Annotated in this window: 22 protein-coding genes; 11 read left to right on the top strand and 11 right to left on the bottom strand. The window is 71.6% G+C overall.

The features are described 5' to 3' along the window. Positions 1 to 143: 143 nt before the first annotated feature. The 5 genes from MKK82_RS18845 to MKK82_RS18825 all read left to right on the top strand — a co-directional run bounded on the left by MKK82_RS18845 (position 144) and on the right by MKK82_RS18825 (position 5,505). The gene (locus tag MKK82_RS18845) at positions 144 to 1,445 is read left to right on the top strand and encodes a peptidoglycan DD-metalloendopeptidase family protein (protein ID WP_279603133.1); all 1,302 of its coding nucleotides are present in this window, start codon (positions 144 to 146) and stop codon (positions 1,443 to 1,445) included. Beyond that, positions 1,445 to 2,785 (top strand): S41 family peptidase, encoded by a 1,341-nt coding sequence (locus MKK82_RS18840; protein WP_238286417.1) that lies wholly within the window; start codon positions 1,445 to 1,447, stop codon positions 2,783 to 2,785. The genes MKK82_RS18845 and MKK82_RS18840 overlap by 1 nt, the downstream gene beginning before the upstream one ends. A gap of 177 nt (positions 2,786 to 2,962) precedes the next feature. Further along, positions 2,963 to 4,201: a divergent polysaccharide deacetylase family protein gene (locus MKK82_RS18835; RefSeq protein WP_243986453.1), complete on the top strand. Its 1,239-nt coding sequence runs from the start codon at positions 2,963 to 2,965 to the stop codon at positions 4,199 to 4,201. 95 nt (positions 4,202 to 4,296) lie between these two features. Next, positions 4,297 to 4,851, top strand: coding sequence for an RNA pyrophosphohydrolase (locus MKK82_RS18830; RefSeq protein WP_238286413.1), 555 nt, complete (start codon positions 4,297 to 4,299; stop codon positions 4,849 to 4,851). Positions 4,852 to 4,875: 24 nt separating this feature from the next. Beyond that, complete coding sequence (locus MKK82_RS18825) at positions 4,876 to 5,505, top strand: DUF2939 domain-containing protein (protein ID WP_238286412.1); 630 nt, start codon at positions 4,876 to 4,878, stop codon at positions 5,503 to 5,505. A gap of 161 nt (positions 5,506 to 5,666) precedes the next feature. Here MKK82_RS18825 and MKK82_RS18820 read toward each other — a convergent pair whose 3' ends face one another. Both MKK82_RS18820 and MKK82_RS18815 read right to left on the bottom strand, forming a co-directional pair. Beyond that, the gene (locus MKK82_RS18820; protein ID WP_238286411.1) at positions 5,667 to 6,032 is read right to left on the bottom strand and encodes a photosystem reaction center subunit H; all 366 of its coding nucleotides are present in this window, start codon (positions 6,030 to 6,032) and stop codon (positions 5,667 to 5,669) included. A gap of 23 nt (positions 6,033 to 6,055) precedes the next feature. Beyond that, positions 6,056 to 6,487, bottom strand: coding sequence for a response regulator (locus MKK82_RS18815; protein WP_238286410.1), 432 nt, complete (start codon positions 6,485 to 6,487; stop codon positions 6,056 to 6,058). A 207-nt stretch (positions 6,488 to 6,694) separates the two neighbouring features. On the opposite strand from MKK82_RS18815, the gene MKK82_RS18810 reads away from it, so the two are divergent. The 4 genes from MKK82_RS18810 (at position 6,695) to MKK82_RS18795 (ending at position 10,338) form a co-directional block, all read left to right on the top strand. Further along, entirely contained in the window at positions 6,695 to 7,369 is a 675-nt protein-coding gene (locus MKK82_RS18810) for a YoaK family protein (protein ID WP_238286409.1), read from the top strand. Continuing rightward, positions 7,366 to 8,379, top strand: a complete 1,014-nt coding sequence (locus MKK82_RS18805; protein WP_238286408.1) for a WD40 repeat domain-containing protein — start codon at positions 7,366 to 7,368, stop codon at positions 8,377 to 8,379. Before MKK82_RS18810 ends, MKK82_RS18805 begins: the two co-directional genes overlap by 4 nt. A gap of 69 nt (positions 8,380 to 8,448) precedes the next feature. Next, a complete protein-coding gene (locus MKK82_RS18800) occupies positions 8,449 to 8,973 on the top strand; it encodes a DUF2937 family protein (RefSeq protein ID WP_243986452.1) in 525 nt (174 codons plus the stop codon). Positions 8,974 to 9,099: 126 nt separating this feature from the next. Beyond that, positions 9,100 to 10,338, top strand: a complete 1,239-nt coding sequence (locus tag MKK82_RS18795) for a peptide ABC transporter permease (RefSeq protein ID WP_238286406.1) — start codon at positions 9,100 to 9,102, stop codon at positions 10,336 to 10,338. Between the two features lie 4 nt (positions 10,339 to 10,342). Here the strand turns inward: MKK82_RS18795 and MKK82_RS18790 are convergent, their stop codons facing one another. Both MKK82_RS18790 and MKK82_RS18785 read right to left on the bottom strand, forming a co-directional pair. After that, positions 10,343 to 11,350 (bottom strand): alpha/beta hydrolase, encoded by a 1,008-nt coding sequence (locus MKK82_RS18790; protein WP_238286405.1) that lies wholly within the window; start codon positions 11,348 to 11,350, stop codon positions 10,343 to 10,345. Between the two features lie 104 nt (positions 11,351 to 11,454). Further along, the gene (locus tag MKK82_RS18785; protein WP_238286588.1) at positions 11,455 to 12,756 is read right to left on the bottom strand and encodes an RsmB/NOP family class I SAM-dependent RNA methyltransferase; all 1,302 of its coding nucleotides are present in this window, start codon (positions 12,754 to 12,756) and stop codon (positions 11,455 to 11,457) included. Between the two features lie 211 nt (positions 12,757 to 12,967). Here MKK82_RS18785 and MKK82_RS18780 point away from each other — a divergent pair, with 211 nt between their 5' ends. After that, entirely contained in the window at positions 12,968 to 13,141 is a 174-nt protein-coding gene (locus MKK82_RS18780) for a hypothetical protein (RefSeq protein ID WP_238286403.1), read from the top strand. A 22-nt stretch (positions 13,142 to 13,163) separates the two neighbouring features. Here the strand turns inward: MKK82_RS18780 and panE are convergent, their stop codons facing one another. The 3 genes from panE to MKK82_RS18765 form a co-directional block, all read right to left on the bottom strand. Next, positions 13,164 to 14,108 (bottom strand): 2-dehydropantoate 2-reductase, encoded by a 945-nt coding sequence (gene panE, locus MKK82_RS18775; protein WP_238286402.1) that lies wholly within the window; start codon positions 14,106 to 14,108, stop codon positions 13,164 to 13,166. An 8-nt stretch (positions 14,109 to 14,116) separates the two neighbouring features. Further along, positions 14,117 to 15,610 (bottom strand): IMP dehydrogenase, encoded by a 1,494-nt coding sequence (guaB, locus tag MKK82_RS18770; RefSeq protein WP_238286400.1) that lies wholly within the window; start codon positions 15,608 to 15,610, stop codon positions 14,117 to 14,119. A gap of 255 nt (positions 15,611 to 15,865) precedes the next feature. After that, on the bottom strand, positions 15,866 to 16,756 hold the full coding sequence (locus MKK82_RS18765; protein ID WP_243986451.1) for a DUF3313 domain-containing protein: 891 nt from the start codon (positions 16,754 to 16,756) through the stop codon (positions 15,866 to 15,868). 207 nt (positions 16,757 to 16,963) lie between these two features. On the opposite strand from MKK82_RS18765, the gene MKK82_RS18760 reads away from it, so the two are divergent. Continuing rightward, positions 16,964 to 18,409, top strand: a complete 1,446-nt coding sequence (locus MKK82_RS18760; protein WP_238286396.1) for an MFS transporter — start codon at positions 16,964 to 16,966, stop codon at positions 18,407 to 18,409. On the opposite strand, the gene MKK82_RS18755 is transcribed toward MKK82_RS18760, so the two are convergent. From MKK82_RS18755 to MKK82_RS18740, 4 genes are all read right to left on the bottom strand, one after another. After that, positions 18,410 to 18,937: a DoxX family protein gene (locus MKK82_RS18755; RefSeq protein ID WP_238286394.1), complete on the bottom strand. Its 528-nt coding sequence runs from the start codon at positions 18,935 to 18,937 to the stop codon at positions 18,410 to 18,412. It lies immediately after the preceding gene. Between the two features lie 74 nt (positions 18,938 to 19,011). Further along, on the bottom strand, positions 19,012 to 20,178 hold the full coding sequence (locus MKK82_RS18750) for a multidrug effflux MFS transporter (RefSeq protein WP_243986504.1): 1,167 nt from the start codon (positions 20,176 to 20,178) through the stop codon (positions 19,012 to 19,014). A gap of 192 nt (positions 20,179 to 20,370) precedes the next feature. Next, the gene (locus MKK82_RS18745; RefSeq protein WP_243986450.1) at positions 20,371 to 21,657 is read right to left on the bottom strand and encodes an MFS transporter; all 1,287 of its coding nucleotides are present in this window, start codon (positions 21,655 to 21,657) and stop codon (positions 20,371 to 20,373) included. 38 nt (positions 21,658 to 21,695) lie between these two features. Beyond that, positions 21,696 to 22,127, bottom strand: a complete 432-nt coding sequence (locus tag MKK82_RS18740; protein ID WP_238286390.1) for a MarR family winged helix-turn-helix transcriptional regulator — start codon at positions 22,125 to 22,127, stop codon at positions 21,696 to 21,698. Between the last annotated feature and the right edge of the window lie 172 nt (positions 22,128 to 22,299).

Below are 22,299 nucleotides of genomic sequence, written 5' to 3'. Positions count from 1 at the left end.
CCCGATCGGCGGGCCTCGAAGGCGCCCTCGGGGCGGCTGCGCGATGGCTGAAACCGGCTTTCGACGCCGGCGCCGCACTCCGGCATATCGGTCCGGGCGGGACGGGTGGTGGGGGGCGTCTCGCCCGCCGCAGGCTTTCCGCCCTGGCTCTCCTGGCGCTCAGCGGCGGCACGCTGCCTGCGCGCGCCGAACCCCCCGCGGATGCGGAGGCGAACCAGCGCGCCAGCGAGGAGCGCGACCGTCGCGCCGAGAACCTCAAGCGCGTGCAGGACGCGCTCGCCGCCAGTGCCGGCCAGCGCACCCAGTTCGAGACCGAAATCGCCGCGATCGGCACCGACCGGGCCAAGCTGGACGCCGCGCTGGTCGATGCCGGTCGGCAGGCCCAGGCGACCGAGGATCGTCTGAGCCGCCTGGAAGAGCGCCTCAAGGCGATGAGCGAGAGCGAGTCGGCGATCCGGCGCTCGCTTCAGGCGCGGCGCAGCATCGTCGCCGAGATTCTGGCGGCGCTCCAGCGTATGGGACGCCGTCCGCCCCCGGCGGTGCTGGTGAGTCCCGAGGACATGCTCGCGGCGATTCGCACGTCGATGCTGCTCGGCGCCGTGGTGCCTGAGCTACGCGGCGAGGTCGACACCCTCGCGGCCGACCTGACGGAGATGATTCGGCTGCGCGGCCTGATCGCGCAGGACAAGGAAGGTCTCGCGTCCGACCTCGCCGGCTGGGCGCGCGAGCAGCAGCGCCTGCAGGCGCTGGTCGCCGCCCGCCGCGCCCGTCAGGCCGAGGTCGAGAGCGGTCTCTCCGCCGAGCGCCGACGTGCTGCCGAACTCGGCGCCCAGGCCAAGACCCTCAAGGATCTCCTCGACAGGACCGAGGCGGAGGTCGCCGCCGCGAAACGCACAGCCGACGAGGCGAAGGCCGCAGCCGAGCGCGAGGTGCGGGTTGAGCAGGAGCGATTTGCCGCGGCCGGGTTCCGGGATCCGGCCCGGTTGGCCCCGAAGGTGCATTTCTCGGATGTGCGGGGCGAAGTGCCGCGGCCGGTCAGCGGGCGGGTGATGCGTGGTTTCAACCAGCCTGACGGCAACGGCGGCACCACGCGGGGCGTGTCCTACACGACGCGGCCGAAGGCGACGGTCTCCGCCCCGGCCGATGGGTGGGTGCAGTTTGCCGGGCCCTTCCGGTCCTACGGGCGACTCTTGATCATCAACGCTGGCGACGGCTACTATCTTCTGCTCGCGGGGATGGATCAGATCAGCGTCGAGGTCGGTCAGTTCGTGCTCGCGGGCGAACCGGTCGGTAGCATGGGCGAGAAGGGTGCGGGTTCGCCCGGATCCGATGGCGATCCCACCCTGTACGTCGAGTTCAAGAAGGACGGCGGCTCCATCGATCCGGAGCCGTGGTGGGCGAAGAGCCCGAACAATACGGTACTTGGCGAGAAGGTTCGCGGCTGATGCGCAAGACATCCCTGATCATGCTCGGCGCCTTCCTGGGTGCCGGCACCTCCATGGTGGCCACCCAGACCGACTTCCTGTCGGGTCCGCGGGCCGTGGCCGCCTCGGCCGAGACCTACCGCCAGCTCAGCCTCTTCGGCGACGTCTTCGAGAAGGTCCGCACCGACTACGTCGAGAAGCCGGACGAGTCGAAGATGATCGAAGCGGCCGTCAACGGCATGCTGACCTCCCTCGACCCGCATTCGAGCTACATGGACGCCAAGGCGTTCCGCGACATGCAGACCACCACTCGCGGCGAGTTCGGTGGGTTGGGCATCGAGGTCACCATGGAAGACGGCCTGATCAAGGTCGTCACCCCGATCGACGACACGCCGGCCGCCAAGGCGGGCCTGCTGGCCAACGATGTCATCACGCAGATCGACGACGATCAGGTTCAGGGTCTCACCCTGAACCAGGCGGTCGACAAGATGCGCGGTCCGGTCAACTCGAACGTGAAGCTCAAGATCTCCCGCAAGGAGTCGAAGGACCCGATCGACGTCACGCTGACCCGCGACGTGATCAAGATCAAGCCGGTGCGCTCGAAGGTGGAGGGCGGCGACGTCGCCTACATCCGCCTGACCCAGTTCAACGAGCAGACCTTCGACGGCATGCGGGCGGCCATCGACAAGCTGTCGGGCGAGATCGGCAACGACAAGATCAAGGGCTACGTCATCGATCTGCGGAACAACCCGGGCGGCCTGCTCGATCAGGCCGTGATGGTCTCGGACGCCTTCCTGGATCGCGGCGAGATCGTCTCCACCCGCGGCCGCAACCCGGACGAGACGCAGCGCTTCTCGGCGAAATCGGGTGACCTCACCAAGGGCAAGCCGGTGGTCGTGCTGGTCAACGGCGGTTCCGCCTCGGCCTCCGAGATCGTCGCCGGCGCTTTGCAGGATCACAAGCGCGCGACCATCATGGGGACGCGCTCGTTCGGCAAGGGGTCGGTCCAGTCCATCATCCCGCTCGGCGGATCCGGCGCGCTGCGGCTCACCACAGCGCGCTACTACACGCCCTCGGGCCGCTCCATCCAGGCGAAGGGCATCGAGCCGGACGTCGAGGTCCTGCAGGATGTGCCGGACGAGCTGAAGGGCAAGGACGAGACCAAGGGCGAGGCCGGCCTGAAGGGCCACCTCAAGCAGAAGGACACCGACGAGCGCGGCGGATCCTCCGCCTACGTCCCGCCGGATCCGGCCAAGGACAAGCAGCTGATCTCGGCCATCGACTTCCTGCACGGGATCCAGAAGGGGGCCGCCAATGGAACGCCGGCTGCCCAGCAGCAGAAGCCGAGCCTGCCGAACTGATCGATCCCGCTTCGGCGGATCGTGCGCGCTTCAGTCCCGTCCGGCTAGCTGCCGGGCGGGACTTCCGTTTCCGAGGGGCCGCATTAGCGGAACGTTAACCCTATCCGACGGGAATGGGGGTCGGGATCCGCACCGCGCCCGCGGGTGCAGGGACCACGATCCCGCATCGAGAGCCCGTTGACCGAGTCCACCGACGATATCCTCACGCGACCCCTCGGGGTGCCGGAGGCGGAGGCGCCGGACCAGCCCGGCCGCCGTTTCGGATGCCTCGTCGCGGGCGTACGCCGCCCCAGGATCGCCGGCGGTGCCATCATGGCAGCGCTCCTCGCAACGGCGGGGCTGGTGGTCGCTCTCGGCGACCCCACGGGTGGCGAGCCCCGCGCCGAGGCCAAGATCACCCTCCGCGAGCCGATGCCGCGGTCCGCACCGCCCGCGCCGGTCGTCGCCGCGGCGCCAATCGCTGCGACTCAGCCCGGCACATCGCCGCTCCAGCGCAGCGCGGAGGAGATCGAGACCGCCTCTGGCGTGACCGTCGTGCGTCCCGCAGGGTCCGGTCCCACCGACGCCGTACTGATCCGGGTGCCGCCGCCCAACGTGGCGCGGCTCGCGCCGGCACCGGACCCACGGATCAGCGAGGCGGGACGCCACGGGCTCATGCCGAAGCTCGGCGAGGGCCGGGTGCGTGCCCTCGATGTTTATGCCCGCACCGAGGAACCCGGCACCGGCCCGCGGATCGCCGTCGTGATCACCGGACTCGGCGTGGGCCAAGCCGCCACCGCCGGAGCGACCGCCCGGCTGCCGGCGGCCGTGAGCCTCGCGTTCCTGCCCTATGGCGGCGAGGCTGAGCGGTCGGCGGCGAGGGCCCGCGATGCCGGCCACGAGGTGTTCCTGCAACTCCCCATGGAGCCCTTCGATTACCCCGACAGCGATCCCGGTCCGCAGGCCCTGCTCACGGCCCTGAAGGGACCCGAAAACGCCGACCGCCTCGCCTGGGCGCTGGCCCGCTTTCCCGGCTATGTCGGTGTCGCGAACTTCATGGGCTCCAAGCTGATGGCGGATGCCGCCTTCGAGCCGGTTCTGCGCGAGATCGGCGCCCGCGGCCTGGGCTTTCTCGACGACGGCACCGCCGCCAAGGCGGCGAGTGCTCCGGCCAACAAGGCGCGGACGCCCATCGCCCGCGCCGAGATCGTCCTCGACGCCACGCCGCGCGCTGATGCCATCGATGCCGCCCTGGCGCAGGCCGAGGCCCGCGCCAGGGCGAATGGTTTCGTCCTCGTCTCGGCGAGCGGTGCGGCGCTCAGCGTCGACCGAATCGCCCGTTGGGCCAAGGATCTCGATGCCCGCGGGCTTCGACTCGTGCCGGCCAGCGTGGCGCTGCGCGGCGCGCGCGACAAGCGCGTCTCGACGGCCGATTGAGTGTCCGCGCGTAAATCATCCGTCAGAGTAGGCAAACCGGCTCCGTCGGGTTCGAGGTCCCTGGTCGGCGTTGCCGCCCCCGGCGTGCCTGACCTATGCTCGCCGCGATGACGACACATTCGGATACCGGCAGCACCCTGCCCTACCGCCCCTGCGTGGGCGTCGCCCTGATCGCGCGATCGGGCGGCGTCTTCGTCGGACGTCGGAGCAAGAATGCGGGCCCTGAGCACGTCGCCGGCCCGCACATGTGGCAGATGCCGCAGGGCGGCATCGACCCCGGCGAGGAGCCGGAGGAGGCTGCCCGCCGGGAACTCTACGAGGAGACGAACGTGCCGCCGGACGCGCTCGAACTGCTCGGCGAGATCCCGGATTGGCTCGCCTACGACCTGCCGCAAGACGTCATGAAGCAGGCGTGGCAGGGACGCTATCGCGGCCAGTCGCAGAAGTGGTTCGCCTACGGTTTTCGGGGCAGCGAGGACCTGATCGACGTGCTGAACCCGGGTGGGGGCGCGCACAAGCCCGAATTCGACGCGTGGCGCTGGGCGCGTTTCCCGGAGCTGCCGGAACTGATCGTGCCGTTCAAACGCCCCGTCTACGAGCGCGTGGTGGCGGCCTTCTCCGGGCTCGAGCGGTGGGCGCCCGAGTCATGACGCCGCGAAGCGGGTTCTGATCCCGTGCGCTGGCTCGCGATCCCGCTTGCCCTCGCCCTGGCATGGCTGGCCTTCACGCTGAGCCCGCTCTGGTCGCTCTACGATCTCGCGCAGGCGGTGCGCCGGCACGACGCCGCCTATGTCGAGAGTCACGTGAATTTCCGGACGCTCCGCCTGTCGCTGGTCCGGCAGATCACGGCGGCCATGCGGGTTGCGGCCGAGACCGACACGGATCTGGAACCCCGCGACCGCCAGCGGCTCAACGATGCCGCCTACGGTCTGGCACTCGCCCTGTCCGAGACCATGGTGACGCCGGAGACCGTGATCGATCTGCTCGCCAACGGCTGGCCCGACAAGCTCGATGTCGAACGGCCGGCGGGGGCGCGGCCGGAGGGTCTCGCGATCCGCAATCTCGGCCGGCTGATGCCCTATTATGCGGCGCTCGAAATGCGGGGTTTCCGCGCCGTCGTGATCCCGATCCCCCCCGAGGCGCCGCGCGCGGAGCGCACGCGCATCCGGCTGCGCCTGCGCGGGCTCAGCTGGCGGCTCGTCGATATCGAGATGGCCGACATGTTGCGCGAGCAGATCGCCGCCAAGCTCGGCCGCGCCCTCGCGCGCGCCAAGATCGGGGCGAGCGCCGGCGAGGAGCGCTAGTCGCCGGCCAAGCGTCGCGACGCTCCGGCAACGGCGCTCCCAGTTGCGCCGGAGGTGAGGGATCGGAACCACGCCCCCGCGGATGGCGGCGGCTCCAGGGTGATGGTCGGCCGCGCAGACGTGTCGGAGCGCCGCTGCCGAGAGCCCGCCGGGCCCCCCATTCACTTCGCCTTGGTGCTGCCGGCGGCGTCCTTGGGTTCGCGCGCTTCGCTGAGGCTGTCGGCCTTGTCCTCGTCGGTGTCGCCGCCCTGCTCGATGGTCTTGGACGGATTGGCCAGGAGCGATTTCGCGATCCCGAGCAGGTTCTCGCACTCGCCCGGGAACTTGTAGGTCTCGAGCACGATGGCGGCGTCGCGCAGCGTGCGCAGATCGCGCACGAGCTGGGTGTTCTGATCTGCGCGCAATTCGCTCTTGGCGGCGATCGCCTCCTCGATCTGTGCGCCCTTCACGTCGCAGGCGGCGACGGCCGGCGAGGCGGCAGCGGACAGGGCGAGGGCGAAACCGGCTGCGGAAAGGGTGCGCCGCATGGCGTGGGTCCTTGGGGGCGGGATCAGGCGTGGTCGAGGGACGCGGCGCGCAGGACGTCGCGGGTGAGGGTCACGAGCTGGCCCGGCCGGTAAGGCTTCGGCACGAAGATCGACCCCGGCACGGCCTCGTTGGCCGGCAGGCAGGCGCGGCCGCCGGAGGTGTAGACCACCGCCAGCTCAGGGCAGAGCCGCCGCGCCCACCGCGCCAGCGCGAGGCCGTTCGTGTTGCGGGCGAGATCGATATCGGTGAAGAGCATGTCGATGCTCTCGCCGGCCAGGATGGCCTCGGCCTGCCAGGCATCCGCGGCGGTGATCACCCGGTAGCCCTCGTCGAGGAGCGTCTCGGCGGCAAGCTCGCACACGGTCGGCTCATCCTCGACGACGAGGATGGTGGCGGCGGCCGGGTCCAGGACCGGCATGGACGGGCAGACGAAAGCGGCGGCGAACGGAACCATGACGCAACTCCCACTCACCCGGCGGGGGCGCGATGTCCCCGGACCGGATCGCAGGGGCAACGGCCCCTCCCGACACGGTGTTCACCCTGTTTGCATCGAATTGCCTGGGTTTGGTGAGTGTCGCGTTAACCGCAGCCCGGCAGTGCTGAACGAAGCGGCCGGAATGGTTAACGGAAAGTTACCGGCCGCGCGCCGGGGAGGCCGGGCGTGACCCGGCCATGGCAGCTCGGCATCGGCCTGCTCCTCACGGGGCTGGCCGGCTACGTCGATGCCCTGGGCTTTGTGCGCCTGGGCGGCCTCTACACGTCGTTCATGAGCGGCAACACCACCCAGTTCGCGGTCTTCGGTGCCGAGGCCGAGCTGCATCGCATGGTCCTCCCGGCGGTCCTGCTGCTGGCCTTCCTCACCGGCTCAGTCCTCGGAAGCGGGCTCGCCATCCTCACGCCGCCGCGCTGGACGACGCCGATCGTCCTTGCCTACGAATCGCTGCTGATCCTGGGCGGTCTCGGGCTGGGCCTGGAATCGCCGGAGCTGGGCCTCGCGGCCTTCTTCGTCGCCGTGGCCATGGGGTCGCAGAACGCGGTCCTCGCGCAGGTCAAGGGGTTTCGCGCCGGCACCACCTTCGTCACCGGCGCCCTGTTCAGCCTGGGCCAGAAGATCGCCCAGGCCTTGACCCGGACCGGCGACCCCCTGGGCTGGATCGGCGACGGGCTGGTCTGGATCTCCTTGCTGTTCGGCGCATTTCTCGGCGCGCACGCCTACGGCCTCTTCGCCCTCTACGCGCTGATCGCGCCGGCGGCGATCTCGGGCGGGCTCGCGTTGATTACGGCGTTCCTGGTCTTGCGCGCGGCGCCGCCCGCCGCGAAGGTCCCCCCGACATGACGAGCCCCCTCAGCAATCCGTCCCTCACCAGCCACGTGGCCGCCCTGGAGCCGGGTGCCCACGTCGTCGCGGCCCATTTCCTCAAGGACGTTCCGGTGCTCGCGCTGAGCGACGGCACGGTCGCCCTGGCGCGCGACGGTGGCCTCGATCGGCTGGCAGCCCATCCCGACAGCGGGATCCTGGTGGCCGCGGGCAGCGGCGACCGCCTGGTCACGGGCGGCGACGACGGGCGCGTAGTCGAGATCCGCGCCGACGGCGCGATGGAGCAGCGCGGCCGTTCCAACGGCAACGCCTGGATCGACGCGCTGGCGCTTCATCCGGACGGTGCCGTGGCCTGGTCTGCGGGCCGCAACGTCGTGACGCGGGACGCCAAGGGGCGCGAGAAGCAGTTCCAGGCGCCCTCGACCGCCCGGGGCCTCGTCTTCGCCCCCAAGGGCTACCGCCTCGGCGTCGCCCACTACAACGGCGTGAGCCTCTGGTATCCGAACCTCGAGACGCCGGCCGAGGTGATCAGCTGGAAGGGCTCGCATATCGACGTGACGTGGTCTCCGGACGGCCGCTTCGTGGTGTCCACCATGCAGGAGAATGCCCTGCACGGCTGGCGGCTTCAGCCGGACCGCGGCCACATGCGGATGTCCGGCTATCCCGGCAAGGTCCGCTCGGTGGCGTGGTCGTTCGACGGGCATTGGCTCGCCACCGGCGGCGCGGAGGCGGCGATCGTCTGGCCCTTCGACTCGAAGGAAGGACCGACCGGCAAGGCTCCGCGGGAATGCGGCGTGCGGCCGGCCCGGGTCTCCCGCGTCGCCTTCCACCCGAAGGCACCGGTTCTGGCGGTCGGCTACGAGGACGGCTGCATCCTGCTGGTCCGCTTCACCGATGCGGCCGAGCTGCTGGTACGACCGGCGGTCCCGGGCAGCACGGTCACGGCGCTGGCCTGGGACGGGCGCGGCGCGCGGCTGCTGTTCGGCTGCGCCGACGGGGCGGCTGGCCTGCTCAGCCTTCCGAGCTGAGTCGGGCTGGAACCCCGGCCTTCGGCATGCTCTTTGTCGAGGGACGATTCCCCGTGCCGGAGGCCAGACGTGTTCCGCGTGTTCCGTACCCTCGGCCTCGCCCTGGGTCTGCTCGGCGGCGTCGTGGCGGCGCAGGCTCCAGAATTCGCGCAGCAATACACGCAGCGTCTCGGCGGTGCCGCCGATGAGCTGCGCCGGCAGGTCGCCATCCTCGAATCGGACGCGCAGGCCTCCGGCACGACCCGCGACGACGCGGTGGACCGGCTGCGCACCAACCCGGATCAGCTCGTCGCCCGGCGCGGCGACGCAGCCCGGGCCGACATCGCCCGGCTCGCCCGGCTCAGCGCCCAGCAGCAGGCGCTTGCCTCGGCGACGAGCCCGCTCGGTCGCGTGGTGGCGATGCTGCGCGATCCCGATCTGCCGGTGGCCCAGGCCGCCTACCGCGACTTCAGCCCGGCCATTCCCACCAATGCGGACGGGCTCGCCGCGGGATTGATCGGTTTCTTCGCCGCCTGGGGCGGTTGGCGGGTGGTGTCGGATCTCGGCCAGCGTGCGGCGCGCCGCCGACCGCGCCGGACCGTGACGGCCGCCTGAGACGGCCGGAGGCCGCCTGACGCCGCATCGTGCGGCCCGAAGTGTGGCTTCGCGTCTACAGCGGCTTGCGCGCGCCTTGCGTATCGAGCAGGGATCCGGCCGTCCCGGTTCGGAAGAAGGCGCCAGATGCCTCGCGCGTCGAACTCGTCCACCATCGATCCGGCCCTCGACGCCGCCGCCCTGCTTCGGCGCATCGGCTTCTTCGGCCTGTTCGTGGTGCTCCCGGTCCTCGCGCAGGTGGCGCGCCGCGCCTCGGTGATCCTGGCGCCCATCGCCGTCATCCTGCTCATCATCGCCAGCGTGATCGACCGGCGCCAGCGCCCGGTGCGACTGGCCACGCGCCGCCTGCTCACCGCGCCGGCCTTCCTGGCGGGCATGCTGGTGGTGCTGTGGTCCGCGCTGTCGCTGACCTGGACGCCCTTCCTCGGACCCGCCCTCGAGCGACTGGCGAATCTCGCGGCCACGATCGGGCTGGCCCTCCTGGGCTACCTCGCCCTGCCCGATCGGATGCGCTCGGCCAACCTCTACCTGCTGCCGCTCGGCGTGGTCGCGGGCGCCATCGTGGCGATCATGCTCGGCCTCTTCGGCGCGCACATCGCCCCGCCCGGCACCGAGGATGACGGGGCGCTGGATCGCGGCTTGGTGCTCCTGATCCTGCTGCTCTGGCCGGCGCTCGCGTGGCTCAGGTCCCGCCGCAGGGACCGGGAGGCGCTGGGATTGGCGCTGCTGGTGGCCCTGGCACTCACGGTCCAGCCCGACGCAACCCAGATCGCGGCACTCACCATCGGAGCCCTCGCCTTCGCGCTGACCAGCTACCGGCAGAAGCTCGGCGTGGCGCTGACGGCGATCCTGTCGGCCGCTCTGCTCGCCGTGGCGCCGCTGCTGCCCTTCCTGGCGCGCCCGGTGGGCGCCGCACTGCTCGGCCCCCTGGCCCCTTCGGTTCTCTCTTTGAAGAGCTGGCAGAAGGTCGTGACGGGCGATCCGGTCCGGCTGATCACCGGCCACGGCTTCGAGACCGCGCTGCGCGGGCGCCTCGTCGGCCTGCTCCCGCTGAACGCGCCGACCACGGCGCTGTTCGAGTTCTGGTACGAGCTCGGGATCGTCGGCGCCCTCGCGGCCGCCTTCGCGCTCTACGCGTCGATCCGCCGGGCCGGTCGGGACGGGCCCGCGCTTGTGCCGGGCGCCATGGGATGCTTCGCCGCCGCCTTCACGGTGGCGTGCCTCGGCGCGGGCATGACGGCGATCTGGTGGCTCACGACCCTGGCCATCGCGACCGTCGTGTTCGTCTCCGTGGAGCGGGGTCAGTTCCGCACCAGCCGGCCGAAGGTCGCCAAGCTGCACCGCCTTCAGACGGGCGAGGGCTGACGCCTCACCGGCGCAGGAATCCGTGAAGCCGGATCCAAGCCAGGAACAGACCGGGCCACGCCGCCGCCGGCGTGCCGGGTGCGCCGAGGCCGAAGCCGTGGCCGCCGCGCTCGAACAGGTGCAGCTCGGCCGGCACCCGCGCCTTGCGCAGGGCCGTGAACATCAGCAGCGGATGATCGGCCACCGCGACCGGATCGTCGATCGCCTGGACGAGGAACGTCGGCGGCGTCTCCGGCCCGACCTGAAGGTCGACCGAGTAGGTCTTCATCTCGGCGGGGGTGACGTCATCGCCCACCAGGATTCGACGGGTATGGGTCCGGTCGAAGGGCTTGCGCATGGTGATGACGGGATAGATCAGGCCGGCCAGGACGGGCCGCACCGGCTGTGCGTCGCCCGCGTCGACCCCCGGATAGAGGTCGTGGGCGCTCCCGACCGCCGTCTCGCCCATGAGGTGCCCTCCCGCCGAGAAGCCGAGAACGCCGACCCGCTCGGGGTCGACGCCGAACTCCGTGCCGCGGGCCCGGACCAGCCGCAGGGCGCGCTGCGCGTCCTGCCGGGGGGCGTCGGGACCCGAGCCCCACCCCTCCGCTGGCAGGCGATAGACGAGCAGGAAGACCGTGATGCCCGCCGCGTTCAGGACCCGGCCGACCGGGACACCTTCGTTGCCCAGAGCGATGAACTCGTAGCCGCCGCCGGCGGCGACGATCACCGCGGCGCCGTTGGGATTGGCCGGGCGCATCACCAGCAGGCAGGGACGCGCCACCCGGGTGATGTCGCCGAACGGGCCCTCCACGTAGCGATACCCGCGCGCGTCGGGTCCGCTGCCGCCGCCCGGTGGTTCGCCCGGCCAGAGGTCGATCACCTGCAGGTCCGCGCCCGGCAGCGATTGCGGTAGGGCCCGCACGGCTTCGTGCGCCGCCGGATCCGGCGGTCCGTCGACCTCCGCTCGGGCGGAGCGAAGGCCGAGGGCGCTCCCGAGTCCGGCGAGCAGGAGTCGGCGATCGAGGCGCACGGGCATCTCCCGGATCCGGCCGCAGGCGGGAGCCCACCTCGGCGACCCCGGCTCCCGCGGGAGCGCCGGTCCAACGTCGCGGATGCGGGTGCGGGTTCCCCTCCTCAGCCCCGACGCGCGACGGTGGCCACGTAGAAGCCGTCCGTGCCGGTGCGGAGCGGGCTCATCTGGATGCCGTGGGCGGTCATGCGCACCGCGTCCCGGAGCGTGGCCGGCCCCGCGGCCAGCACCTCGGACGCCGGCACCACGTCGAAGCGCCCGCGCCAGCGCGACAGCAGGCCGGCCACCGCGGCGTCGTTCTCGGCGGCGAGCAGCGAGCAGGTGATGTAGACGATCCGTCCGCCCGGCTTCACCAGCCGCGCCGCCCGGTCCAGCACCTGGGCCTGCTCCGCCGTGCGAAGCGCGAGGCTTCCAGGCCGAAGCCGCCACTTGGCATCCGGATTCCGGCGCCACGTGCCCGATCCGGTGCAGGGGGCGTCGACCACGACCCGGTCGACGGTGCCGTCGAGATCCTCCAGCACGTCGGCCCGCGTCTTGCCGGTGCGCGGGGTGCGAACCTCGGCGACCGCACCGGACCGGCGCAGCCGTTCGTGGATCGGCGCCAGCCGTCGCGGATCGCCGTCCGTGGCGATCAGGCGGGCGCCGTTGCCGGTCTCGGCCGCCAGCGCCAGGGTCTTGCCCCCGCCTCCGGCACAGAGGTCGACGATGGTCTCGCCCGCCCGGGGCGCCGCCAGGAGCGCGGCGAGCTGGGAGCCCTCATCCTGGATTTCGTACCAGCCCTCAAGGAACTCACCCTCGACGTGCAAAGCCGGGCCGCGCCCGTCCGCCCCGATCGGGATGCGCAGGCCGTAGGGGGCGTGGGGCGTCGGGGCCGCCGCGAAGGCGGCCAGAGCCGGTGCGACCGCGTCGCGGTCGCCGCGCAGGGCGTTGACCCGGATGTCGAGGGGCGCGCGCCGGGCCAGGGCCTTCAACTCCGCGACGAGATCGTCGCCGAGGGTCGCCGAGAGGTCGGGCAGGATGAAGGCCGGCGCGTCGCCCGCCACCTCGGGCGGGGCATCCTGCAGGGTCGCGGCGTCGAGGCGGGCACGCTCGTCGTCGCTCAGGGGCTCGGGCGCGAAGCGCTCGCCCGAGAACAGGCTGGCCACGGAGGCGGCGGCGAGGCCCTGCTGCAGCCGCAGGGCGCCGATCAGGACAGCGCGGGGCTTGTCCGAGCCCATGATCCAGGCGGCGGACGCGCGCCGACGCAGGGCGTCGTAGACGAGGCTCGCGATCCCGGCCCGGTCGCCAGAGCCGGCGAAGCGGTGCGCGAGACCCCAATCCTTCAGGGCGTCGGCGGCGGGCCGGCGGCGCTCGGAGATGTCGGTCAGGATCTCGATGGCTGCGGAGCAGCGGGCGGCGGGTGTCAGCGGTCTGGTCCTTCAGATTGGGTCTACGATGACGCGAAACGGCCACGCTTGGTCCGCGATGTCGCCACCTTACGGCCGAGCTTCAAGCACGTTCCCGGCGCAGACGATGGTTCAGGCGGCGCGCCGTGCGGGCCGTCGCGTGTCGTATGGCATCGGCCGGCCGCGGACCAGAGCGGTCTCCGGACCGGCGAGCCCCGGAGTGTCCCAGCCCATGATGTCTGCCGCTCGCGTCGCCCTCGCGTCCCTGGTCGTCGCCGCCCTCGCCGCCTGTGCGAGCGCCCCCGCCGCCCAGCCGGATCTGACGCCGCCGCCGCGCCGGCCGGTGGATGCCAAGACGCAGCTCGAATACGGCAATCCGCCCCCGCCCCCGCCCGGCCGCTACTGAGAACCCGGCGCGGGAGGGGAGCTCAGGCCGCCTCCCGCGCCTGCCGGGCCTCGTAGGCCTTCAACCCGGTATAGACCGTGCCGAGCAGCGGGAAGGCGGCCTCGGGCGCGAGCCGCAGGCCGCGGGCGATCAGGTCGCCGATGACGTGATCCGCCTCGATCCGCCCCTTGCCCTCGATGTCGCGCAGCATCGAGGCCGTGAAGGTGGAGCCGGCCGTGGTCAGCTGCGCCCGCGCTCGCTCCGCCACCACCGCCCGCGGCGCGAAGCCGCTCGCGGTCGCCACGGCCGTGCATTCCGCGTGGAGCGCGGCGATGAAGGCGGTGCCCCCGGGCGTCGCCACGATGTCGCCGACCGCCGCGCGCATCAGCGTGGTCGCCCCCGCGAGAGTCGCCAGGAACACCCACTTCTCCCACATCTCCTGCAGGATCACGTCGCTGAGACGCGGCTGGAACTTCAGGCCGCGCATCAGGGAGTCGACAGCCTCGATCCGCGCGGAGCGTGATCCGTCCCGTTCGCCGTAGGTGATGCTGCAGAGTTCGCTCATGTGGCGGATGGTGCCGTCCGGCGCGAGCGTCGCCGCGATGGCGCAGGATCCGCCGAGGACGCGCTCCGGGCCGAAGCGGGCATCCAGGGCGTCGAGATGCGACATCCCGTTGAGCACCGGCAGGATCGCGGTCCCCGTGCCCACGGCGGGCGCGAGATCCGCGATGGCGCTGTCGAGATCGTAGGCCTTGCAGGACAAGACGATCAGGTCGAACCGCCCCGCCTGCGCCAGCCGGTCGGCCGTGACGGTGGGCGGGTTCGGCAGGTGCAGGTCGCCGAGCGGGCTGCGGAGGTTGAGGCCGCCCGCGGCGAGCTTGGCGGCCCGGGCCGGCCGGACCAGGAAGGTCACGTCGGCCCCCGACTCGGCAAGCCGTGCGCCGAAATACCCGCCGGTCGCGCCGGCCCCGACGATCAGCGTGCGCATCAGGTTCCTCAGGTCCGCGAGGGATAGTTCGGGCTCTCGCGGGTGATCGTCACGTCGTGGACATGGCTCTCGCGCAGGCCCGCGTTGGTGATGCGGATGAACCGCGCCCGCTCCTGGAATTCCGGGATCGTCGCGCCGCCGACATAGCCCATGGCGGCGCGCAGGCCGCCGGCGAGCTGGTGCAGGACGTTGCCCACCGGGCCCTTGTACGGCACCTGCCCCTCGATGCCCTCCGGCACCAGCTTATGGGTGTCGTTCACCTCGGCCTGGAAGTAGCGGTCGGCCGAGCCGCGCGCCATGGCGCCCACCGAGCCCATGCCGCGGTACGACTTGTAGGAGCGGCCCTGGTACAGGAACACCTCGCCGGGGGCCTCGTCGGTGCCGGCCAGCAGCGAGCCGAGCATCGCCACGGAGGCGCCGGCCGCGATCGCCTTGGCGAGGTCGCCCGAATACTTGATGCCGCCGTCGGCGATGACCGGGATGTCGGCCTCGCCGGCAGCCTCGACGGCCTCGATCAGCGCGGTGAGCTGCGGCACCCCCACCCCGGCGACGATGCGGGTGGTGCAGATCGAGCCCGGCCCGATGCCGACCTTGATGGCGTCGGCGCCGGCATCGATCAGCGCCTGGGCGCCGTCGCGGGTCGCGACGTTGCCGGCGATGACCTGCACGGCGTTCGAGAGCTGCTTCACCCGGGCCACGGCGTCGAGCACCTTGATCGAGTGGCCGTGGGCGGTGTCGACCACGATCACGTCGCAGCCGGCGTCGATCAGGCGCTCGGCGCGCTCGAAGCCGCTGTCGCCCGTCGTCGTGGCCGCCGCGACCCGCAGTCGGCCCTGTTCGTCCTTGACGGCGTTCGGGTAGGCGACGCGCTTCTCGATGTCCTTGACGGTGATCAGGCCGATGCAGCGGTAATGGTCGTCGACGACCAGCAGCTTCTCGATCCGGAACTGGTGGAGCAGGCGCTTGGCCTCGTCCTGGGTCACGCCCTCGCGGACCGTGATCAGGCGGTCGCGGGTCATCAATTCGGCGACGGGCTGCGAGGCATTCGTCGCGAAGCGCACGTCGCGGTTGGTCAGGATGCCGACCAGCTTGCCGCGCGAGCCGTTCGGGCCCCGCTCGACCACCGGGATTCCGGAGATGCGGTTGCGCTTCATCACCTCGAAGGCGTCGGCCAGGGTCTCGTCGGGGTGGATGGTGATCGGGTTCATCACCATGCCCGACTCGTACTTCTTGACGAGGCGGACCTGCTCGGCCTGCTCCGGCGGCTCCAGGTTGCGGTGGATCACGCCCATGCCGCCGTTGGCCGCCATGGCGATGGCCATGGGTGCTTCCGTCACGGTGTCCATCGCCGAGGCGACGATCGGCAGGTTCAGCGGGATAGTCCGGGTGAGCCGCGAGGCCACGTTCACCTCGGTGGGCATCACCGACGAGGCGGCCGGTCGCAGGAGCACATCGTCGAAGGTGAGGCCCTCGATGATCGATGCGGTTTCTACTCGGGCCATGTGCCAACTTTCCTCGGACGGCGGCGCGCAGGGGTGGCGCTGCGGGATCGGGTTGGCAAGTGCCAGTATCACGGGCTCCGCGACGGCGCCAATGCGCGCTTGATGCGTCGCAGCGCGAAATCGCGCATGGCTCGGGTCTTATCCACCTCGGTCGGATCCCCCGGGTCGCACCGGAAGGTGCCGCGACCGTTCTGGCTGGGCTTCAGCGATCGACCGGACGGATCGGCGCTCGCGGGCCGCGCGGCGTGGCGTGCCCTAGCGCAACGCCGGCACGGCAGGCCCCTTGTCGGTGTATTCGGGCGGCAGGCCGATATAGTCGCCCAGGATGCCGTCGATGCCGGGGGCGCGGCCGAACGCCTCGCAATCCGGGTCCAGGGGCGCCTCACCCAGGGTGGTGATGCGGATGCGGTCCCAGGTCGGGAGCGTGTTGGGAGCCGTGAACGGGTCCTCGCCGGTGGCCAGCATGTAGCCGAAATCCTGTCCGAACTCGCCCGCGAGATCGTAGGCGTCGCTGGCGCGGGAGAAGCGCGGCTGACTGGTGAAGGAGTTTGCCGCACCACCCCAGACCATCGCGGCCCGCTGCTCGCGCCGCCGGTCCAGCGCCTCGGCCTCCACCGTGAGGCTGCCCAGGCCGATCGGCACCCGCGGGATCGGCACGCGGCCGACGCCTTCGGCGAAGCTCAGGCCCAGCTGCGACGCCACGGTCACCCCGGCCGAGCCCGCGATGGTCGCGCCGGCGCCGAGGAGGTCCGTGGGATCGACGCGGGTGACCTGCGCGCGCACGGTCAGGTCCGCGTCGCGGCTCGTCACGATGTCATACTTCAGCGACAGGTCGTAGCAGAGCGCCCGGTCGGCGGCGTTGGCGATGAGGCGCCGCTCCGCCGGCGTCAGCGGTGCCGCCCCGGCTACGTCGCCGTGGAAGGCCGTCGGGATGATGCGCACCGTGCGAGCCTTGGCCAGAGCCGGCTGGTCGACGTAGATCCGCGACGCCGAGGCGACCTGGTCGCTGGATTTCAGGCGATCGTAGCGCGTCAGGGAACCGCGGTCGTTCAGCAGGACGGTGCCGCAAGCGGCCACCATCGAGAGGAGCGCGACGCCGGCGGCGATCCGCGGCAGGGAGCGGACCTTGCTGGGGCTGGACTGCATCATTTCCTCTTGGGCCCGGCCCCGGGCCGGCTGGAGCGGACTCACGGCCGCGTGACGGAAACGTAGCCATTGGAGCACCCGCAAAAAAGGTGGGCCTCGTCAGGCACGCAACGTCTGTTGCAGGAGGGATACAATCGCGAAACACGAGGGTGCGAGGTGGCCGCTCGGCCGTGCAACCGTCGCGGCGCGACACGCGTCTGCTGTCTGATGCCCGCCGCCACCCAAAGACCGATCTGGATCGTCCCCCTGACGGTCGCCACCGCGCTGTTCATGGAGAACACCGACTCGACGGTGATCGCCACGGCGCTGCCGAGCATCGCGGCGAGCCTGAACGAAGATCCGATCGCCCTGAAGCTCGCCCTGACCTCCTACCTGGTCAGCCTCGCGATCTTCATCCCAGTGAGCGGCTGGATGGCCGACCGCTACGGGTCGCGGACCGTGTTTCGGGTCGCCCTCGTGGTGTTCATGGCCGGCTCCCTCGCCTGCGCGGCCGCGAACGGCCTCGCGTGGTTCGTCGCCGCGCGGTTCCTCCAGGGGATGGGCGGCGCCATGATGGTGCCGGTGGGTCGTCTCGTCGTGCTGCGCAGCGTGCCGAAATCGCAGCTCGTGACCGCTCTGGCCTACCTGACCTTCCCGGCCCTCGTCGGCCCGGTGCTGGGGCCACCGGTCGGCGGCCTGATCACCACGTGGTTCGACTGGCGGTGGATCTTCTTCATCAACCTGCCGATCGGCTGCGCTGGGATCGTCCTGGCGAGCCTGTACTTCGAGGACGTGCGCGAGCCTGAGCGCCCGCCCCTCGACCTCGCCGGCTTCGTGATCCTCGGTACCGGACTTGCCGCGCTGATGCTCGGTCTGGCATCCCTGGGCCGCCACCTGCTGCCGGCGGCCGTCTCGTGGGGCTGCCTCGGCGCCGGCGCGGTGCTGCTGCCGCTGTATTGGGCGCATGCCAGGCGGGCCGCCCAACCGATCGTGCGGCTCGACCTGATGCAGCGGCCGACCTTCCGGGTCGCGGTGATCGGCGGCAGCCTGTTCCGCATCGGTACCGGCGCGATCCCGTTCCTGCTGCCACTGATGCTGCAGGTCGGCTTCGGCCTCGACGCCCTGCATTCCGGTCTGATCACCTTCGCGGCGGCGGCCGGCGCGATGTTCGTGAAGACCCTGGCGCCGAGGATCCTGCGCCGCACGGGCTTCCGGACCCTGATGGTCTGGAACGCGCTGGTCGCGTCGGTCTTCCTGGCGGTCAACGGGTTCTACACCGCGCAGACCTCGCACTGGATCATGGTGGCCCTGCTGTTCGCCGGCGGCTGCTCGCGCTCGATCCAGTTCACCTGCGTCAACGCCATCGCGTACGCCGATCTCGAATCCCGCGAGATGAGCGCGGCGACGAGCTTCGCCAGCGTCTGCCAGCAGCTGTCGCTGAGCCTCGGCGTCACGCTGGGCGCGCTGGCGCTGGAGGGAACGGCCGCGTGGCACGGGCGCGCGCAGATCGAGGCCGGTGATTTCGGGCCGGCCTTCTTCGTCGTCGCGATGATCTCGGCGGCGTCCGTGCTGGGGTTCCGGAAGCTGGTGCCGGATGCCGGCGCGGAGATCTCCGGCCGGACGACCGCCGCCGCGCCGCCGCCGGTCGCCGAGATGAAGCCGCGGCACGGCTGATCAGGCCGCCGCGCGGGCGGGGGCGCGCCCAGCGGGCCGCTTGCCGCCGCCCCGTGCGGCGTTGCTCTTCGCCGCGGTCTTGGCGGCGGCGGGCTTCGCGCTCGGCGCGGACCCCCGGACTTCGCTGCGCCAGCCCTGCCAGCTCCACGCCCCCGGGCCCGTCAGGGCGTACATCAGGAAGCCCCCCGCCAAGCCCAGATCGGCCAGCATCAGCGTGCGCTCCGCGACCGCCGCCGGGCCGACGAAGTGCCAGAACGGGTGGAGCACGAAGGCCGTCACGGTCGCGAAGGCGGCGAGCGCCACGCCGGTCAGCCGCGGCAGCACGCCGAGCATCAACGCCAGGGGGCCGAAGACCTGCACCACCACGGCGGCGGTGGCGACGCCGTTCGGGAACGGCATGCCGCTGCCGGCGAGCGTCAGGGCGAATCCCGAGACGTTGAGCGCCCGCGCGATCCCGGTGGGCAGGAGCGCGGCCGCGAGCAGCATGCGCGCAGCGAAAAGGGTTCCGTCCTGGGCGCGGGCGATCATGGGTGGATCCGGTCGGCGGGAATGACAACTGGAGCTTGGCGATCTCCGCTGAAGACCGCGTTAAGCGGGACGCCTCAGCCGCCGACCCCACCGCGGAACAACCGGCCCCGCTCCGTCCAGGCGACCACGAGCAGCGCGAGCCCGCCGAGGCTGGCGTAGCCGAGCGACACCGGCAGAACGGTGCCGTCGAAGGCCTGCCCGATCAGGAAGCCGCAGAAGGCGCCGAGGATGGTCGTGTAGAAGCCGAGGAACGACGAGGCCGTGCCCGCGATGGCGCCGAGGGGCTCCAGCGCCAGCGCGTTGAAATTCGGCATCGCGAAGCTCATCAGGAACTGGTTCAGCGCGAGGAGCGCCAGGAACAGCACCAGCGGCGGACGGCCCTGGTAGGCGAACCCGACGCAGACTTGCATCAGCGCGACCACCGTGAAGGCGATGACCCCGCCGTGGGACATCGCCCGCATCCCGACCCGCCGGACGACGCGGGCGTTGATCAGCGTCGCGGCCCCCATGGCACCCGCCACCAGCCCGAAGGCCGGCGGGAAGAGCGGTCCCAGGTGGTACAGGCCAGTGTCGAATACCTGCTGGGCCGAGCCCACGTAGCCCATGATGCAGCCGGTCATCAGGCCCAGGGCCGTGGTGTACCCGATGGCGACGCGGGTCCGGAGCGTCAGGCGGATCGCCTCCCAGGTAGCGGCGGGCGAGAGCGGGCGGCGGTATTCCGGGTGCAGCGTCTCCGGCATCCGCAGGGAGAACCACACGCTCAGCCAGAAGGCCAGGACCAGCATCGAGACGAAGACGTAGATCCAGGAGCCCAGCGCCAGCATCATGCCGCCGATTGCGGGGGCGATCATCGGGACGATCAGGAACACCATCATGGTGAGCGACAGCACGCTCGCCATCTCGCGACCGGCGAAGCGGTCGCGCACGATCGCCACTGAGAGCACGCGCCCGCCGGCCGCGCCGATGCCCTGGATGATCCGCGCGGCCAGCAGCCACCCGAAGCTCGGAGCCACCATGGCGAGCCCGCAGCCCACCACGTAGACGGCGAGGCTGGCGAGCAGCACCGGCCGTCGGCCGAGGGCGTCGGAGACCGGCCCGTAGACGATCTGCGCGAAGCCGAAGCCGATCATGTAGACGTAGACGAGGAGCTGCAGCCGGTTGGGATCCGGCACGGCGAAGCGCGCCTCGATCGCCGGGAAGGCCGGCAGCAGGTTGTCGATGGAGATCGCCGTCACCGCCATCATGAGCGCGATGATGGCGACGAACTCGGCGAAGCCCGGTCCCGACCAGGGGCGCGGGGCGCGAACGTCCTGGACCGGCGGCACGGGCCGGATCGCGATGGTCAAGGCGGACTCTCGGATTGCGAGGAAGGCGGCCGATCAGGGCTCGTCCTTCGCGGCGCACTTGTGACAACCCCGCCCGCGCGGCGCAGTTCAGGCCGTCAGCGGACGCAGGACCGGCTCGGCGGGCTTGCGGCCGACGAAGACCGCCATCAGGGCGGCGACGAGGCAGAGCAGCCCCGCCGACACGAAGGCGCCGAGATAGGTGCCGCTGTCGGTCCGGACCATGCCGGCGAGCCAGGCCGCCGAGGCCGCGCCGATCTGGTGCGCGGCCGCGATCCAGCCGAACATCAGCGCGGCGTTCTCCTCGCCGAAGGACTTGCCCGCGAGCTGGACGGTGGGCGGCACCGTGGCGATCCAGTCGAGCCCGTAGAAGACCGCGAACAGCGACAGGCCGTAGAAGCTGTAATCGAAGGAATAGGGCAGGAAGATCAGCGAGAGCCCGCGCAGGCCGTAGTACCAGGCCAGGAGCTTGCGCGAATCGAACCGGTCCGTGAGCCACCCCGAGGCGGTTGTGCCGATCAGGTCGCAGATCCCCATCAGAGCCAGCAGGCCCGCCGCCGTGACTTCGGCGATGCCGTGGTCGATGCAGGCGGGGATCAGGTGGGTGCCGATGAGGCCGTTGGTCGAGGCGCCGCAGATGAAGAACGTGCCGGCGAGCAGCCAGAAATCCCGGGATTGCAGGCTGATCCGCAATCCGCGCAGGGCGCGCACCGCCGGGTTCTCGGCCAGGACCGGCGTCGGCGTCACCGTGTCCTCGCCGTAGCGGGGCAGGCCGAGATCCGCCGGCCGGTCGCGCAGCAGAAGCGCGGCCAGCGGGATCAGCGCCAACGTGGCGGCCGCGACCACCAGGGAGACCGAGCGCCACCCCTGCCCGACCGCGAGCGAGGCCAGCATCGGCAGGAAGACGAGCTGGCCGGTGGCGCTGCTGGCCGTGAGCAGGCCGAGCACGAGGCCGCGGCGCTTGGCGAACCACCGCCCCGCCACGGTGGCGCCGAGGACGTTGGCGACCATGCCGGAGCCCGATCCGACCACGAGGCCCCAGAGCAGAACCATCTGCCACGGCGCGGTCATCAGGCTGGTGGCGGCGGTGCCGATCGCCAGGATGAGGAGCGCCGTGCAGACCGAGCGCCGCAGGCCGAACCGCTCGATGATCGCCACCGCGAAGGGACCGATCATTCCGTACAGGAAGATGTTGAGTGCGATCCCCACGCTGATCGTGGCGGCCGTCCAGCCGAACTCCCGCTCCCACGGCACGATCAGCACGCTCGGGGTGGCGCGCACGCCGGCGCCGACCAGCAGCACCACGAAGGTGATCGCCACGACCACCCAGGCATAGTGCAGGCGCTGCCCTGAGGGCGTCTCGAGACTGGCGGACATGGACGGGCTCCGGGGTACGAGGGCCTGGGGCGACGGATTCAGGAGGCGGAGATCAGGGCATCCGCCAGGGCCGCCACGGCCCCGGGCGCGACCCGGGCGTTGATGCGGGCCTGGGCGTCCCGCCAGTAGGGGATCGCCGCCGCGATGGCGTCGCGGCCGGCCTCGGTCAGGACCACCACGCGCTCGCGGGCATCGACCGCACCGGCCGCGATCCGCACGAGGCCGCGCCGCTCCAGCGGGTCGAGGTTGCGGCCCATCGTGGTCCGCTCCAGGGCCGCCTCGGCGGCGAGCCGCGTCACCGGGGTCGGACCCAGGCGGTCGAGCAGGCGCAAAATGGCGAACTGGGTCACCCGCAGGCCCGACGGACGCAGGGCCGCGTCGTAGGCCGTGGTCACGGCGCGCGTGGCGCGCCGCAGCGCCGAGCAGGTGCAGGGCTCCAGGGAAGCCCGGGGGTGCGATTCGTCGGACACGATGCGGGTATATGCACGTTTCGCGGCGTCGGCAAGGCGCCTGCAAGGCGACGGCGAGGTGGTGGGGAGCGGGTCCTGACGGTTCGCGCCGATCGACACCCGTCGACCGGCAAACTGGCGGGGAGTGTCATCGACACGGCCGATCACGCTGCTATCGCTTGGGCGAGTGACC

The organism is Methylobacterium sp. E-046 (genome assembly GCF_022829625.1).
GTDB classification, from domain to species: domain Bacteria; phylum Pseudomonadota; class Alphaproteobacteria; order Rhizobiales; family Beijerinckiaceae; genus Methylobacterium; species Methylobacterium longum.
Note: the sequence above shows the minus strand (reverse complement) of the source record. Positions and strands in the feature narration are given on the sequence as shown.